The organism is Paenibacillus sp. JNUCC-31 (assembly GCF_014844075.1).
GTDB lineage: Bacteria > Bacillota > Bacilli > Paenibacillales > Paenibacillaceae > Paenibacillus.
Genome location: NZ_CP062165.1, coordinates 1,756,993 through 1,771,789, shown reverse-complemented (window position 1 = coordinate 1,771,789; position 14,797 = coordinate 1,756,993). Strand labels below are relative to the sequence as shown.

Genomic DNA, 14,797 nt, shown 5'->3' with positions numbered 1-14,797 from the left:
CAAGCTGCAATATGATTCTTCCACTTCTACGATAACCTGGAATGAACACGATCTATGTAACCAGGGACTAAAGAAAGCACCAGTTTTCGAGGTGCCTCTGGATCGATGTAGTCGGAAGTTCGAGAATCTAACAACGTTTAAGTGCTTCAATATCTGCTTCCATACGCAATTGACGACGGTTCAAAATATCAATGCTGTGCTCATGCGTATTCAATTCAGCAGTTGTTTTACGTTCATAAGAGAATTGTGAAGTTTCAAGACGTTTAGTAACTTCCAGTGTCTCCATAACGGCCTGCTGCAGCAGTGGAATGTTTTTGGTTTGTTCCTCGATGACGTTAAGTCTGCTATCCATGGTATCAAGTCTACCGTCCATGGTATCGAGCCTACCGTCCATGGTATCGAGCCTACCGTCCATGGTATCGAGCCTACCGTCCATGGTATCGAGCCTACCGTCCATGGTATTGAGCCTACCGTCCATGGTGTCGAGCCTGTCTTCGATCTTCTCAAGACGGCCATCGATGTTGTCGAAACGCTTGTCCATTTGCTGAAGCTGATTCAGAATTTGACTGAGGACCTGATCACTCATGCCGATCTCTCCTTTTTAATGGATATTAAACATTATACACGAAGATGCGACACAATAGCAGTTGTTTAAATTTTCAATTACATCATGAAAAGATAGAAGTCCAACATATAACGGGGTGAAATCAATGAAAAGAATATATTTGGATCACGCCGCATCGACACCTATGCATCCACAAGTCGCGGAAGCGATGATGAAAGTGATGACAGGACAATATGGCAATGCATCGAGCATCCATGCCTTTGGGAGGGAAGCCAAACGGACCGTCAGTGGAGCAAGGGATGCCATTGCGGCGTCTTTGGGTTGTTTCCCGGATGAGCTCGTATTCACCGGAGGTGGCACGGAAAGCGACAATTTAGCGATATTTGGTGCAGTTTCAGCGAGAAAAGAAAAGGGACGACATATCATTACAACAGCCATTGAACATCATGCTGTACTGCATACGTGTCAGGAGCTGGAGCGCCAAGGCTATGACGTGACCTATTTGCCTGTAGATGAATACGGAAGAATACGTCTGGAAGAGCTGAAAGATGCCATTCGGCCGGATACAGTGCTGATCACGATGATGTATGCCAATAATGAAGTGGGCACGATTCAGCCGATCCGCGAAATTGGTGAACTGGCTCGTCAACATGATATTTTGTTTCATACCGATGCAGTTCAGGCTCTTGGAATCCAGGACATTTCATGCAAAGAACTGCCTGTGGATCTGATTAGCTTCTCTGCTCATAAAATCAATGGCCCTCAAGGCGTGGGTGTATTATATGTGCGGCGCGGAATTGTGCTGGAAGCGAGATCTCATGGTGGCCTTCAGGAACGGCAGCGACGGGCCGGTACCGAGAATATAGCGGGTATAGCTGGATTTGCGGAGGCGTTGAAATTATCAGGAGAACAAGCGGAGGCGCGCCGTGAACATGATCTGGCATTGCGATCATTGCTGCTGGAACAACTGGAGAAACAGGTAGGAGCGGAGCATTTTCACGTCAACGGACATCCGGAATATACACTACCCAATATCCTGAACATTAGCTTTCCGGAAGTATCCACGGAGACGATGCTCATGAATCTGGACATGGAAGGCATCGCAGTTGCGAGCGGTTCGGCATGTACTTCCGGTTCCCTCGAAGTATCCCATGTGCTGAAAGCGATGAATCTGCCAGATACATTTTTGCATTCCGCGATTCGTTTTAGCTGGGGATTGGGTAATACTACGGAAGAAATCATGATAACCGCCGAAAAAATTGGAACCATTCTGGGGCGACTGCGTAATAGAGCCTAAGGGGCTCTGTGCACATGGAACAGAAGGAGGGAAGAAGTTCCATTTCATCGGTTGGATAGAAGCGGTTTTGATGATCGGCGTCTGATTGCCACTCATCAACATTGGGCATACCTAGCAATAGCGCCGCGGCTATTTAATGATAAGAAGATGAGGGGGACCCTGCGATGAAGCTTCAGGAAATGATCGGACTTGCCGTTTTTGATGTTGAAGATGGGAAGCAGGTCGGTAAAATCCAGGATTTCATTGTGAATGACGATTGGAAAATTGAAGGCATTGAACTTGAAAACAAAGGCCTGTTTACCAGTCATGTCAAAATCGTGCAGTGGCAAGATATCGTTGCCTACGGCGAAGATGCCGTCATGATCCGTAATCAACAGGCTGTCCGCAAGGCGGAAGCCGACGACATAAAACACACGTACCTCCTCGGCCAGTCTAAATTAAAGGAGATGTCCGTGCTCACCGAAGAAGGTTTGCTGCTTGGACGTGTCTCCGATGTTTATTTTGACCAGGAGTTGGGAAATACAATAATAGGGATTGAAATTACGGACGGTTTTGTGTCCGATTTGATTGAGGGCCGCAAATGGCTGCCATGTACAAGCGATATGTCCATCGGGGAAAGTGCCATTATGGTGCCGCCGCTGAGTGAACAACGCTTGGAAAATGCCATTCATTCTGTTAATGGATAGGTGAATGAATATGAAATGTCCAAATTGTAGTTCGAAAGATATTGGGAAAATCGGTTCCCACCAGTTTTATTGCTGGGGATGCTTTATCGAACTAACAGTGAACGGTGAGAAAATGTCCGTGTACCAAGTAGAGGAAGACGGCACGCTCAGTTCCCTTGATGATCTGTTCTTCGGGGAAGAGCTGCCGCAAGACTTCCCACATCTGCATGCTTCTTCTTAATAAGCAGCATAACTTCTTCTATATGCGGTTTCATGACAAAGATTGTCATTGAATGCTGTCATGAAATGATGACAGATGTATATAGCTGCGGTTACATAGTGGTTCAAGGGACTTGTATGAATATATGCTACCCGGGATCACAAGATGCGTCTCCTTCATCATGAAGGGGGCGCTTTTTTAATACGTTAATAAATATTCCCTTCCTTACATATACTGACTTTCAGAGCCAGTCCAAAAGGGAGAGATACAAGTGGAGCAATTAACCAAGAACAAGCTGTTCCGTTATGCCATCTGGCTGCTACTCGGATTGATTATTCTATATTTTATCTGGCTGCTGAGGCCATTGCTGCTTCATATATATGGATTTCTGAAAACAGTGCTGGCACCTTTTATTGTGGCCCTCATCATATCCTATGTGCTCAATCCGATTGTAAGCATGCTGGGAGGGCGCAAAGTCCCTCGAACCATTGCCGTGCTGTTAATCTATGCTTTTTTCCTCACCTGTATCGGGGTCATCCTGATGAATGTCATTCCGGTGTTGATTGAACAGTTGGAGGAACTGAACGAGCATATGCCTGAGCTGTCGATGCGTGCCCAGAGTCTGATGAACAATATGGATCACAAATTAATGCCGCCAAGTGTGCGCACAGGTATGAACAGCTGGTTTTTCCAGATGGAGGATCGGCTGACCCAAGGGATCACGAAGCTGATGGATAATATCGGGACAACCATTAATGTATTGTTCAACGTGTTTATCGTGCCATTTCTCATTTTCTATATGTTAAAAGATTTTGAGGTATTCGAGCGTACGATTGTGGCGTACCTGCCCCGCTCACGGCGTAAGGCCATTGTTTCGGTGATGAAAGAGATAGATACGGCCTTGGGAAACTATATTCGAGGACAATTTATCGTCTGTGTGATTGTGGGCATCTTTGCGTATATCGGTTACATCGTCATTGATATGCCTTATGCACTGCTGCTCGCCAGCATTGTCGCTGTATTTAACATCGTGCCTTATCTTGGCCCGTTTCTGGGAGCAGCTCCTGCGGTGGTGATGGCTTCTACGGTATCGTTCAAAATGGTGCTCTTCGTTGTCATTGTGAACACACTGTGCCAGGTGCTGGAGAGCAACGTCATCTCCCCTCAAGTGGTAGGGCGGACGCTGCATTTGCATCCGTTGTCGATTATCTTCGCGCTCCTTGTGGGAGGCGAACTGGCGGGCATAGTAGGTCTCATTCTGGCAGTGCCAGTCTTTGCTGTTCTGAAAGTCATTGTGCAGCACTTTTTTGCCTATTACATCAAACGAAGAACGGACTGATCATAGCAACAGTCTGGTACAAATGGGTGCGTTGACACCATATAGGCATATCGATATAATGGAGGGGTATGTGTAGAACAATAAATCGATGATGAAATGAAGTACGCCGAGGGTTCCTTTCCTCAGAGAATAGACTTCTTCGGATCAGATGTAGTCTGAGTCCGATGGCTGGAAGAGTCTTGAAAGTTGAAGCGGCGGAAAGCTGATTTCGGAGTGCAGGACAACCCTGCCGGGAGCGACCGTTATTTCGCATCAACGAGGAGATTGTTTGTTTATCCGGGCAGCAAGGGATGAGCAGCAATAACCAGGGTGGTACCGCGATTATAATCGTCCCTGACAAATTCAGGGGCGTTTTTTGTGTTTGTTTTTTTATTTGTTATCAACCCGGGGCCAATATGCACCGGACTATTATAATTAATTGGAGGCACACCGTATGAAAGCCAGTGAAATCCGGTCCAAATGGATAGAATTTTTTGCAAGTAAAGGTCACAAAATTGAGCCGAGCGCATCGCTCGTACCTCACAATGATCCATCCCTTCTGTGGATCAATGCAGGCATGGCACCGCTGAAACCGTATTTTGACGGTCGGGAGAAACCGGAGAATCCGCGTCTGGCAAACTCCCAAAAATGTATTCGTACAAACGATATTGAAAATGTCGGTAAAACTCGTCGTCACCATACGTTCTTCGAAATGCTCGGCAACTTCTCCATCGGAGATTACTTCAAGGAAGAGACCATTACCTGGGCATGGGAATTTCTCACAAGCAAAGAATGGATCGGTTTCGATCCGGAACGTCTCTCGGTAACGGTATATCCTGAAGACGAAGAGGCTTTCAAACTGTGGAACGAAAAAGTGGGATTGCCTGCTGAGCGTATCATTAAATTGGATGAGAACTTCTGGGATATTGGGGAAGGTCCGTGTGGACCTTGTACCGAAATCTTCTATGATCGTGGCGAAGCTTACGGCAATGACATGAATGATCCCGAGATGTATCCAGGCGGCGAAAACGAACGTTACCTGGAAGTATGGAACCTGGTGTTCTCCCAGTTCAATCATAACAAGGACGGCAGCTACACACCGCTTCCAAACAAAAATATTGATACTGGCGCAGGGCTGGAGCGCTTTGCATCCATTCTGCAAAATGTGGATTCCAACTTTGATACCGATCTGTTCCAACCGATGATTCAAAGAACAGCGGCTCTTGCCGGTGTGAAATATAATGACAGCGTAGAGATTGACGTTGCTCTGAAAGTGATTGCCGACCATATTCGTACGGTTGCCTTTGCTGTAGGTGATGGTGTTCTGCCAAGCAATGAAGGACGCGGATATGTAATTCGCCGTCTTCTCCGTCGTGCAGTACGTTACGGTAAAGTGCTGGGGCTGGACCGTCCGTTCCTGTATGAACTGACAACAACAGTCGGTGAAGTGATGGGAGTGTATTACCCAGAGGTGGTAGACAAGCAAGAATTTATCGCCAAAGTGATCAAAACGGAAGAAGAGCGTTTCCACGAAACACTTAGCGACGGACTGGCTATTCTGGCAGATATCAGTGTCGGGGCCAAATCCGAAGGTCGCACGGTAATCAGTGGTCCGGAAGCATTCAAACTGTATGACACATACGGATTCCCGTTTGACCTGACCGAAGATTACGCAGCAGAGCATGGCTTGACAGTAGATCGTGAAGGATTCGATGCTTCGATGCAAGAGCAACGTGATCGGGCACGTGCTGGCCGTCAGGAAAGCGAAAGCATGAAGGTTCAAGGTGGACCACTTGCCGATCTGGCGGTTAAAAGTGAGTTTGTTGGTTATAATGACCTGTTGACGGAAGCAAAAGTGGTAGCCATTGTAGCCGGTGATGCGCTGGTAGACTCCGTAAGCGAAGGACAGACCTGTCAGGTCATTTTGGACAAGACTCCGTTCTATGCGGAAAGTGGCGGACAAGTGAGTGATCAGGGCTTGCTGCGCGGAGCTGGCGTAACGGCAAAAGTGCAAGGTTTGTTCAAAGCTCCGCTGGGACAACATGTGCATCTGGTGACGGTAGAATCCGGTGAATTGCGTGTGGGTGAAGTGATTAATGCTGAAGTGGATGCATCCAAACGTGGCGATATTATCAAAAACCATACCGCTACCCATTTGCTGCACAAAGCGCTCAAGGATGTGCTTGGAACTCATGTGAATCAGGCAGGATCACTCGTAGAGCCTCAACGTCTGCGCTTTGACTTCTCCCACTTCGGCAGCATTACGCCAGAAGAATTAACAGAGATCGAGCGGCAGGTAAATGAGCAGATCTGGAATCGTCTGAATGTAAACATTGAATTGAAAGCTATTGATGAAGCCAAAGAAATGGGCGCTATGGCACTGTTCGGTGAAAAATACGGCGATATCGTACGTGTGGTACAAATCGGGGACTATAGTTTGGAACTTTGTGGCGGCTGTCACGTAAACAATACTTCAGAGATCGGTATTTTCAAGCTGGTGAGCGAGAGCGGAATCGGCTCCGGTGTACGCCGGATCGAAGCTGTTACTGGCCGTGGCGCGTATCTGTATGTAGAAAGTCAACTTGAATTGCTCAAACAATCCGCATCCCTGCTCAAAGCGAATGTGGCGGACGTGCCTAAACGCATTGAAGGTTTGAATCAGCAATTGAAGGAAGCTGCCAGAGAGACTGAATCTTTGCAAAGCAAGCTGAGTGCCATGGAAGCAGGCGCTTTGACAGATCAAGTGGTACAAGCAGGAAATACACAATTGCTTGCAGCTCGTGTGGATGCACCGAATATGGATGCCCTGCGTACAGTAGCTGATGAATTAAAAGTAAAATTGCCTAACGCTGTACTCGTATTGGGTGCTCCAGCCGATGGCAAAGTGAATTTCGTTGTAGCTGTCCCTGCTGAACAGGTGAAACAAGGGCTTCATGCAGGAAAAATCGTCAAGGAAGTTGCGGCAGTATGCGGCGGCGGAGGTGGCGGACGTCCTGATATGGCGCAAGCCGGAGGCAAGGACGCGACCAAGCTGGATGAAGCACTGAAACTTGCGGTTTCACTGGTTAGTGGGCATACTGCATAAATCGAACGAGCGGCTTTCAAACGCTAAAATGTAGTTCGAAGTGGTTCTATTTGTTTATACAGAGGTTGGATCGGGATGCTTCTTCCCGTCCAACTTATGTACCCGAGAGCGAGTGGAATCGAATGATGCACGTGCTGAAGCCGGTAAAGGACAAGCAAAAAACACAATTGGCTTATCCTTTGTTTACTTGTGGCAGTCAGAATATGTTATTATATAAGCAGAAATCAATTCGGCAGGACATGGTCCCCATGTTCATGCAGGAGCGAGGTGCCATCAATGGACTCCATGGATAAGACGGTTAAATTTAATGTGAAAGCTGACGAGCAGGAAGCATCCTCCAAAGAGATTCTTCTCACGGTATATGATGCACTGGTGGATAAGGAGTATAATCCTATTAACCAGATTGTCGGGTATCTGATTTCTGGAGACCCCGCATACATCCCTCGTCACAACAATGCACGCAGTCTGGTCCGTAAAAAAGAGCGCGATGAGCTGATTGAAGAGCTTGTTCGTTCTTATCTGGCCAATCACCGGTAATGTACATCGCTTCCGCTGTGATGCAGCCATGCAGGCAGCGGGAAATGAACCGACAGAAGACAGCCTGAAGCTTGAAAAGGCGAATATTAATCGACCTGAGCAGGCTTGAGGATGGGAGAGCATGGATGAAAATATTAGGTTTGGACTATGGGGACCGAAGAATCGGAGTTGCCGCTAGTGACGCCTTCGGTTGGACTGCCCAGGGATTGGAAGTACTTGAACGCCGCCGGGATGAAGGTGAGTTCGCTCGGATCGCGGAGCTTGTGCGTGAGCATGAGATCAGCGAGATTGTGGTCGGACTTCCCAAAAACATGAACGGCACCGTAGGGCCGCGTGGTGAAATCTGCATCGCTTTTGCCGAACGCCTGCGGGGCGAACTGAATTTACCTGTTCACCTTTGGGATGAACGACTGACAACCATGGCAGCTGAACGAACGCTGCTTGAAGCGGATGTTAGTCGCAAAAAACGCAAGCAGGTTGTGGACAAAATGGCCGCAAGCTTGATTTTGCAAAATTATTTGGATGCCAATAGTAAAAGGTGAGGGGGATCAACAATGACTGAAGATCAACTGGGTATGGAAGAAGAATCGGAGATTATTTACATTGCGGATGACGAGGGTAATGAAGAGGAATTTGAAGTCATCATGAAATTCGAAGTGGACGGTTCGGAGGCCAAGTACATGATGGTTGCTCCGGTTGAACCCGAAGATGGAGAGACGGATGTCTATGCATTCCGTTATGAAGAAGAGGGCGACGACATTAAACTTTTCGTCATCCAAGATGATGCCGAATGGGATATCGTCGAGGAGACGTTTAATACATTTCTTGCAGAAGATGAAGAGGAAGCAAACTAAATGACAGAATACAGCCGCGAAGACTTGAAATGGACAGATTCGCTGCGTCTGGCTTTTGGTGCTCATGTTGAGCTGGAAGAAGAGAACGGTAAATCGCATCCGTATGACTTGCTGGCCGAGTTTGAAGTAAAGGGTCAGCAGTATGCGGTGCTCCGCAGTTCACTCCGTCCTTATGACGAAGTTGAACTTCTGCGGGTTTTGCCGGGAAGTGAAGGCCAGATCATGCCGGAATTAGTCACGATTGACGATGATGATGAGTGGGAGAACATCTCTGAACTTTATGATGAGTGTACACTCCCCATTGACGAAGATTAACCAGCTTCAAATTGAAGAAACCGGAAGGGCGGAGAAGTCCGCTCTTTTTGGTTGTGTAAAGGAGTTGTTTCTTTTTTGAAAGGAAAAGCGATATTAGTCCTTCTGCTAGTCATCGTGGTTGCTGCCGGAGGAGCAGGTGTATATGTCTGGAGCATGATGCGTCCGGTACAAGCATCCACCGAACCGATTGTGTTCGAGATCAAGAGCGGATCAGGAACGTCCAAAATTGCAGACCAGCTGGAGCAAGAAGGTCTGATTCGAAGTGGTTTAGCCTTTAAGGGATATCTGAAATGGAAAAAACAAGGGTCAAATTTTATGGCAGGTACATATTCCTTGAATCCAGGCGTGACATACGATGAGCTTATTAATAAGCTGAATAACGGTGAAGTTGTGCCGGAATCGATGGTGAAGTTTACTATCCCTGAGGGATACACGGTGCTGCAAATGGCGGACAAACTATCTGCTGAAGGCATTGTGAATCGTGAGGAATTTATGAAGCTTGCGAATGATCCATCTGCTTTTGATATCAACATTATCAAGGATGTTCCGGTAGATGAAGAAATGCGATATGCACTGGAAGGGTACCTGTTCCCTGAGACGTATGAGCTGAAAGAGGGAAGTTCTACTAAAGAAGTCATGCAGCGAATGCTTGAGGAGTTCCAGACCAAGGTCAATTCTATTCCTGATTTGGCGTCCAAACTCAAGGAGAGAAATCTGTCTTTGCATGAGGTGTTAACCATTGCATCGCTTGTTGAGAGAGAAGTCGTGGTGGATCAGGAACGCGCGTTGGTTGCCGGGGTGATATATAATCGGATCAACCAGGATATGAAACTGGAGATTGATGCCACAGTGCAGTATTTATTGGATAAACCGAAGGCCAGATTGTTGTTCAAGGATCTGAAGGTGCAGAGTCCCTATAATACGTATCTGAACAAAGGGCTACCACCGGGACCGATTGCAAGTCCAAGTCTGGCATCCATTGAGGCAGCGTTGAATCCGGAAGCTTCGGATTACCTGTTCTATGTGACCAAGAAGGATGGTTCATTCGGACATCTGTTTGCCAAGACCTACAAGGAACACCAGCAAAATATAGCCAAAAGTAAGGCTGCGCAATAAGCGGAGGGGATGTATATGAGTACAAAACATGAACTGCTCGTAACGGCGGCAAATGTGAAAGAGGCAGAAGCACTGCTACAAGCAGGGGCAGATGCTTTGTTAATTGGGGATGATCGCTTTGGCATGCGTCTTCCCGGCAGCTTCAGTGTGGAAGAGACAGCCGAAGTGGTTGCCATTGCAGCCAGACATCAGGCTCGTGTCTATGTATCCATGAACAATCTGATGTCCAACGAGTTGCTGAAAGAATTGCCGGAATATGTCCAGGCAATGGGCAAGATCGGTGTCCACGCTGTGGAGTTTAACGATCCGTCCGTGCTCGCAGCTATTAAGGAGCATGCCCCGCATATCCGGCTGCACTGGAATGCCGAGATGACATCGACCAACTATGCAACGGCGAACTACTGGGGAACCAAAGGCGCGAGTCGTGTCGTGCTTGCTCGGGAGCTGAATATGGACGAGTTGACCGAAATGGTCCCTTTTCTGAAGGTGGAAGCCCAGGTTCAAGTGCATGGGATGACGAATATTTACCATTCCAAACGAAGTTTGGTACAAAGTTATATGGCTCATCAGGGACGCCCGGTAGAAGGGAACCTGGGTAAAGAACGTGGTTTATTCCTGATCGAGGCTGAACGCCGGGATGAGAAGTTTCCGATCTATGAAGATGTGAATGGAACACACATTATGAGTTCAGAGGATATCTGTATTCTTGAAGATCTTCACCTGTTGATGGAAGCAGGGGTACACAGTTTCAAAATTGAAGGCATGTTAAAACCGCTTGCATATAACGAAGCTGTCGTACGTGCATACCGTACAGCTCTGGACAGTTATGCGGCTGATGCCGATGCGTATGCATTTTGTGAAGAATGGCTGGATGAGGTTCGTCAATTGCAAGACCCTGAACGGGAGTTGTCTTTCGGATTTTTCTATAAAGAACAGGTGTATTAATAGACGAGGTGAACGAAATGGAAACAGTGGCGGTACAACGGAAGTTCTCGGGTAAACGTAACCGTCTGGACAAACCGGAGTTGCTTGCTCCGGCAGGCAATTTGGAAAAACTTAAATTTGCAATCCATTATGGTGCAGATGCTGTTTATATCGGTGGCCAGGCATACGGACTGCGTTCCAATGCGGATAACTTTAGCTTTGAAGAAATGCGCGAAGGTGTGGAATTTGCCAAAAAGTATGGTGCCAAGGTATTCGTGGCAACCAATATCTATGCACATAATGAAGATATCGAAGGAATTCAAGCGTATTTGCAAAACTTGTATGATGCAGGAATTGCAGCCATTATCGTAGCGGATCCAGCGATCATCGAGGTAGCTCAACGTGCGGTACCGGGTTTGGAAGTGCATTTGAGTACACAACAATCCACCCTGAACTGGCAAGCTGTGAAGTTCTGGAAGGATGAAGGTCTTCCGCGCGTTGTTCTCGGTCGTGAGACAAGCTTTGAGGAAATTGAAGAAATCAAGGCCAACGTGGATATCGAGATCGAAGCGTTTATTCATGGAGCCATGTGTTCGTCTTTTTCTGGACGCTGTGTGTTGTCCAACCACTTTACGGACCGGGATTCCAACCGGGGTGGCTGCTGCCAATCCTGCCGCTGGAAGTATGATCTGTTTGAAGATGCCCGGGAAGATACCGTGTGGGTTAGCGAAGAAGAAATGCAAATGCAGGCACCTGCACCATTCAAATTGGGAGAGAATCAGTTGCCTCTGTTCGAGGAGAAGGATAATTCCTTTTCTATGGGTTCCAAGGATCTGTGCATGATTGGTCATATCCCGGAACTGATTGATGTGGGTGTGGACAGTTTTAAAATTGAAGGACGCATGAAGTCGATTCACTATGTGGCTACCGTGGTTAACGTATATCGTCAAGCGATCGATTCTTATATGGCTGACCCGGAGAACTATGTATTGAAGCCTGAGTGGGTAGAGGAAATGAACAAAGCAGCGAATCGTCCGCTCAATACCGGATTTTTCTATGATACACCGGACCATGAGGATCATATCTATGAGCCGGAAGAAAAAGCGGTACCTTATGACTTTGCCGGATTGGTTATGGATTATGATGCGACTACAGGAATGGCGACGATTCAGCAGCGTAATCATTTCAAACCAGGACAGGAAATCGAGTTTTTCGGTCCGGGAGGTACTTTTTTTAAACAGGTGGTTGGGGAATTGCAGGATGAAGAAGGCAACGTACTCGATGCAGCCCGTCACCCGCTACAGCGCATCAAAATGAAGGTGGATCAACCGGTTTCCTACTTCGATATGATGAGAAAAAAGAAATAGGTTTAAATACCTAGTTTTTAACAAAATAATACTATGAATTAACAATATAGTGTTATAAAATATCCAATTTTGACCTCCGTATATCGGCATATGGGGGTCTTTTTTTTATAGAAAAATAGGAAAAAAGTTGTAATAAATTTCGAAAAAATGAAAGGGGAAAGAAGAAAGCTGTCGAATACTACATATTTATAGGGGAGAGAAAGAAAAATCCAACAAGTAAATTACTGGCAGGTGAATGGGATTGGTTCAAAAGAAGCAGAAGGACAGTGGGGAAGAAATAACAACACCCGAGAAGGTTAAGCCCGAGAAGGTTCAGAAAGTAAAGAAAGAAAAAGTAGTGAAAAGTAAGACTGGGGACACTCCAGGCAGAAAGTCCTTTAAATTGGACTCAGGGAAGATGAAGCTGGGGTGGAACAAGACCAAAAACCAGTGGAAAAAGCAAAACTGGAAGAATGTCGGGGGAACAACGTTAGAGCAAATTAAGAAGGCTAACCCGATTAAATCGGTAGGCGTTAAACTGTTTTTGATCTTTTTTGCGGGCATCATGATTTTTGTGGTTAGTCTGGGTCTATTATCCTACGCTAAAGCCAAGGATACGATTGAGAAGAATGCTTCCCGATCAAACCAGGAAACAATTGAACAAACCAAACAAAAAATGGACATTATTTTGGAACGGTTTGTAGATACATCGACACAGATTTTCTTTGATCCAGAGATGCAGTCCTTGCTGCAAAAGATGTCTGATACGAATTTATCGGCGTATGATACGTTTATCAATTCAAGTTCGATCAATAAACAATTGTCTAACATTGCATTTACGAATAAATCTATGGAAGCGATTTATCTTGTGCCGACGGATGAAACAAGATCTACTATGGGTACAGGAAGCAGCAGTTCATCCATGGGTGATATTCGCAATGAGGCCTGGTATGATGAACTGGTTCAAGCAGGCGGATATCGCTGGCTTCCAACTGAAGCCAAAAAAGATGGTGGTACACCAACGTTCCGCATCGCCCGTTCGATGAAAAACTTGCAAGGGACAACCCAATCTTATGTATTAATCATTGAATTGAAGCTGGAAGTTCTGGAGCAGCAATTGAAGTCTCTTGATTTGGGAGAAGGGTCAGTACTTCAACTGGTCGCTCCGGATAATAAAGTTGTAGCATCAACGATTGCTGATCGTGCAGGGAAAGATACGGATTTGACATTTATCAAAGAGCTAACAGAAAAATCCGGCAGCACGACTACAGAATATACTGTGGATGGTAATTCGACCAATATGCTGGCAGTGTACAGTACTATGGATTCATCCGACTGGAAATTGATCGGTATGGTCCCAACTTCTATGCTGGTGAAAGATGCCAAAGGCATTCTGACACTGACATTGTGGATGGCACTCGTAGATGCTGCTATCGCCGTATTCATCGGTATATGGATGGTTCGCATGATCGCACGTCCATTGGGTAGCCTGAAAGATCTGATGCAGGAAGGTGCCAAAGGAAATCTTAAAGTACGCACACCTTATACATCCAAGGATGAGATTGGTCAATTATCAGCTGCATTCAATCTCATGATGGAACAGATCACGAAGCTGGTGGAGCAAACCAACCGTTCTGCGCAAGAAGTGCTTGATACTGCTTCAGAACTGAGCAGTGCTTCCAAGAAAACAGCAGTCTCTGCTTCCGAGATTGCCGTGGCTACAGAAGAAATTGCTGGCGGTGCAAGCAGTCTGGCAACAGAAGCTGAACGTGGAAATGAATTGACCGACAATATCTCCCGTCAGATGGAGAGTGTGGTCACTGCTAACGAACAGATGGGCGATTCAGCCCGTCATGTCGAGAAGTCCAGTCAGACTGGAACACATCATTTGAACCAGTTGATGACCAAAACACAGAAGACTGAAGAGATGATCGGTGCCCTCGTCAATAAGGTTGATTCACTGAAAGAGAGTACGTCATCCGTTCTGAAAGTGCTTGATGTCATGCAAAACATTACAAAACAGACCAACATTTTGTCATTGAATGCAACGATTGAAGCAGCCCGTGCCGGTGCGGCAGGCCGAGGATTTATGGTGGTGGCGAATGAGGTTCGTCAGCTGGCTGAACAATCCAGACAATCCATTGATATGGTCGGAGATATTACGGACAAGATCATGACGGAGATGAATGAGACGGTTGATCAATTGTCTGCAGCATATCCGTTGTTCAAAGAACAGATGGATGCCGTGAAAGATACCAACGTCATATTCGCTTCAGTACAGCAACAAATGGGTGCATTTGTGGAGAGCCTGGGCATGGTCACAGGTTCAATCGAAGATTTGAATAAATCGCAAGGAACGTTGTCCGAAGCGATGAGCAATGTCAGTGCAGTAGCTGAAGAGTCTTCAGCTACATCCCAAGAAGTTGCTTCTTTGAGCAGTGAACAGCAAAATATCAGTAATCAACTGGTAAACTTGTCTGCAAAACTGGAGAATGTGTCAACGGAATTGAAAGATACGTTGTCTCGCTTTACGGTCTAAACCAAACATATTTGAT

General features: G+C 46.4%; 15 protein-coding genes. 14 read left to right on the top strand and 1 reads right to left on the bottom strand.

From position 1 onward, the window contains the following. Positions 1 to 127: 127 nt before the first annotated feature. The gene (locus JNUCC31_RS07500) at positions 128 to 586 is read right to left on the bottom strand and encodes a hypothetical protein (RefSeq protein WP_192270157.1); all 459 of its coding nucleotides are present in this window, start codon (positions 584 to 586) and stop codon (positions 128 to 130) included. A gap of 124 nt (positions 587 to 710) precedes the next feature. Here JNUCC31_RS07500 and JNUCC31_RS07495 point away from each other — a divergent pair, with 124 nt between their 5' ends. The 14 genes from JNUCC31_RS07495 (at position 711) to JNUCC31_RS07430 (ending at position 14,781) form a co-directional block, all read left to right on the top strand. Continuing rightward, the gene (locus tag JNUCC31_RS07495; protein ID WP_192270155.1) at positions 711 to 1,862 is read left to right on the top strand and encodes a cysteine desulfurase family protein; all 1,152 of its coding nucleotides are present in this window, start codon (positions 711 to 713) and stop codon (positions 1,860 to 1,862) included. Between the two features lie 164 nt (positions 1,863 to 2,026). Then, on the top strand, positions 2,027 to 2,548 hold the full coding sequence (locus tag JNUCC31_RS07490) for a PRC-barrel domain-containing protein (protein WP_192270153.1): 522 nt from the start codon (positions 2,027 to 2,029) through the stop codon (positions 2,546 to 2,548). 10 nt (positions 2,549 to 2,558) lie between these two features. After that, a complete protein-coding gene (locus JNUCC31_RS07485; RefSeq protein ID WP_024633070.1) occupies positions 2,559 to 2,768 on the top strand; it encodes a hypothetical protein in 210 nt (69 codons plus the stop codon). A gap of 250 nt (positions 2,769 to 3,018) precedes the next feature. Beyond that, entirely contained in the window at positions 3,019 to 4,086 is a 1,068-nt protein-coding gene (locus JNUCC31_RS07480) for an AI-2E family transporter (RefSeq protein WP_076287766.1), read from the top strand. A 433-nt stretch (positions 4,087 to 4,519) separates the two neighbouring features. Continuing rightward, positions 4,520 to 7,150, top strand: a complete 2,631-nt coding sequence (gene alaS, locus JNUCC31_RS07475; RefSeq protein WP_192270151.1) for an alanine--tRNA ligase — start codon at positions 4,520 to 4,522, stop codon at positions 7,148 to 7,150. A gap of 50 nt (positions 7,151 to 7,200) precedes the next feature. Continuing rightward, on the top strand, positions 7,201 to 7,443 hold the full coding sequence (locus tag JNUCC31_RS07470) for a hypothetical protein (RefSeq protein ID WP_192270149.1): 243 nt from the start codon (positions 7,201 to 7,203) through the stop codon (positions 7,441 to 7,443). Next, on the top strand, positions 7,427 to 7,687 hold the full coding sequence (locus JNUCC31_RS07465; protein WP_024633073.1) for an IreB family regulatory phosphoprotein: 261 nt from the start codon (positions 7,427 to 7,429) through the stop codon (positions 7,685 to 7,687). Before JNUCC31_RS07470 ends, JNUCC31_RS07465 begins: the two co-directional genes overlap by 17 nt. A 125-nt stretch (positions 7,688 to 7,812) precedes the next feature. After that, entirely contained in the window at positions 7,813 to 8,229 is a 417-nt protein-coding gene (gene ruvX / locus JNUCC31_RS07460; RefSeq protein ID WP_192270147.1) for a Holliday junction resolvase RuvX, read from the top strand. Positions 8,230 to 8,241: 12 nt separating this feature from the next. After that, positions 8,242 to 8,541 (top strand): DUF1292 domain-containing protein, encoded by a 300-nt coding sequence (locus JNUCC31_RS07455; RefSeq protein WP_062325013.1) that lies wholly within the window; start codon positions 8,242 to 8,244, stop codon positions 8,539 to 8,541. Then, positions 8,542 to 8,856, top strand: coding sequence for a DUF1292 domain-containing protein (locus JNUCC31_RS07450; RefSeq protein ID WP_024633076.1), 315 nt, complete (start codon positions 8,542 to 8,544; stop codon positions 8,854 to 8,856). It begins immediately after the preceding gene. Positions 8,857 to 8,931: 75 nt separating this feature from the next. Continuing rightward, positions 8,932 to 9,972 (top strand): endolytic transglycosylase MltG, encoded by a 1,041-nt coding sequence (gene mltG / locus JNUCC31_RS07445; protein ID WP_228469565.1) that lies wholly within the window; start codon positions 8,932 to 8,934, stop codon positions 9,970 to 9,972. 15 nt (positions 9,973 to 9,987) lie between these two features. Continuing rightward, complete coding sequence (locus tag JNUCC31_RS07440) at positions 9,988 to 10,917, top strand: peptidase U32 family protein (RefSeq protein WP_192270145.1); 930 nt, start codon at positions 9,988 to 9,990, stop codon at positions 10,915 to 10,917. Between the two features lie 17 nt (positions 10,918 to 10,934). Further along, positions 10,935 to 12,263: a peptidase U32 family protein gene (locus JNUCC31_RS07435; RefSeq protein ID WP_192270143.1), complete on the top strand. Its 1,329-nt coding sequence runs from the start codon at positions 10,935 to 10,937 to the stop codon at positions 12,261 to 12,263. A gap of 235 nt (positions 12,264 to 12,498) precedes the next feature. Continuing rightward, a complete protein-coding gene (locus JNUCC31_RS07430; RefSeq protein WP_192270141.1) occupies positions 12,499 to 14,781 on the top strand; it encodes a methyl-accepting chemotaxis protein in 2,283 nt (760 codons plus the stop codon). The last annotated feature ends 16 nt before the right edge of the window (positions 14,782 to 14,797 follow it).

Bases quoted from the DNA above. Each gene is read 5' to 3' on its own strand.
- JNUCC31_RS07500 (WP_192270157.1), bottom strand. From the start codon at position 586: ATGAGTGATCAGGTCCTCAGTCAAATTCTGAATCAGCTTCAGCAAATG.
- JNUCC31_RS07495 (WP_192270155.1), top strand. From the start codon at position 711: ATGAAAAGAATATATTTGGATCACGCCGCATCGACACCTATGCATCCA.
- JNUCC31_RS07490 (WP_192270153.1), top strand. From the start codon at position 2,027: ATGAAGCTTCAGGAAATGATCGGACTTGCCGTTTTTGATGTTGAAGAT.
- JNUCC31_RS07485 (WP_024633070.1), top strand. From the start codon at position 2,559: ATGAAATGTCCAAATTGTAGTTCGAAAGATATTGGGAAAATCGGTTCC.
- alaS (WP_192270151.1), top strand. From the start codon at position 4,520: ATGAAAGCCAGTGAAATCCGGTCCAAATGGATAGAATTTTTTGCAAGT.
- JNUCC31_RS07465 (WP_024633073.1), top strand. From the start codon at position 7,427: ATGGACTCCATGGATAAGACGGTTAAATTTAATGTGAAAGCTGACGAG.
- ruvX (WP_192270147.1), top strand. From the start codon at position 7,813: ATGAAAATATTAGGTTTGGACTATGGGGACCGAAGAATCGGAGTTGCC.
- JNUCC31_RS07455 (WP_062325013.1), top strand. From the start codon at position 8,242: ATGACTGAAGATCAACTGGGTATGGAAGAAGAATCGGAGATTATTTAC.
- JNUCC31_RS07450 (WP_024633076.1), top strand. From the start codon at position 8,542: ATGACAGAATACAGCCGCGAAGACTTGAAATGGACAGATTCGCTGCGT.
- JNUCC31_RS07440 (WP_192270145.1), top strand. From the start codon at position 9,988: ATGAGTACAAAACATGAACTGCTCGTAACGGCGGCAAATGTGAAAGAG.
- JNUCC31_RS07435 (WP_192270143.1), top strand. From the start codon at position 10,935: ATGGAAACAGTGGCGGTACAACGGAAGTTCTCGGGTAAACGTAACCGT.
- JNUCC31_RS07430 (WP_192270141.1), top strand. From the start codon at position 12,499: ATGGGATTGGTTCAAAAGAAGCAGAAGGACAGTGGGGAAGAAATAACA.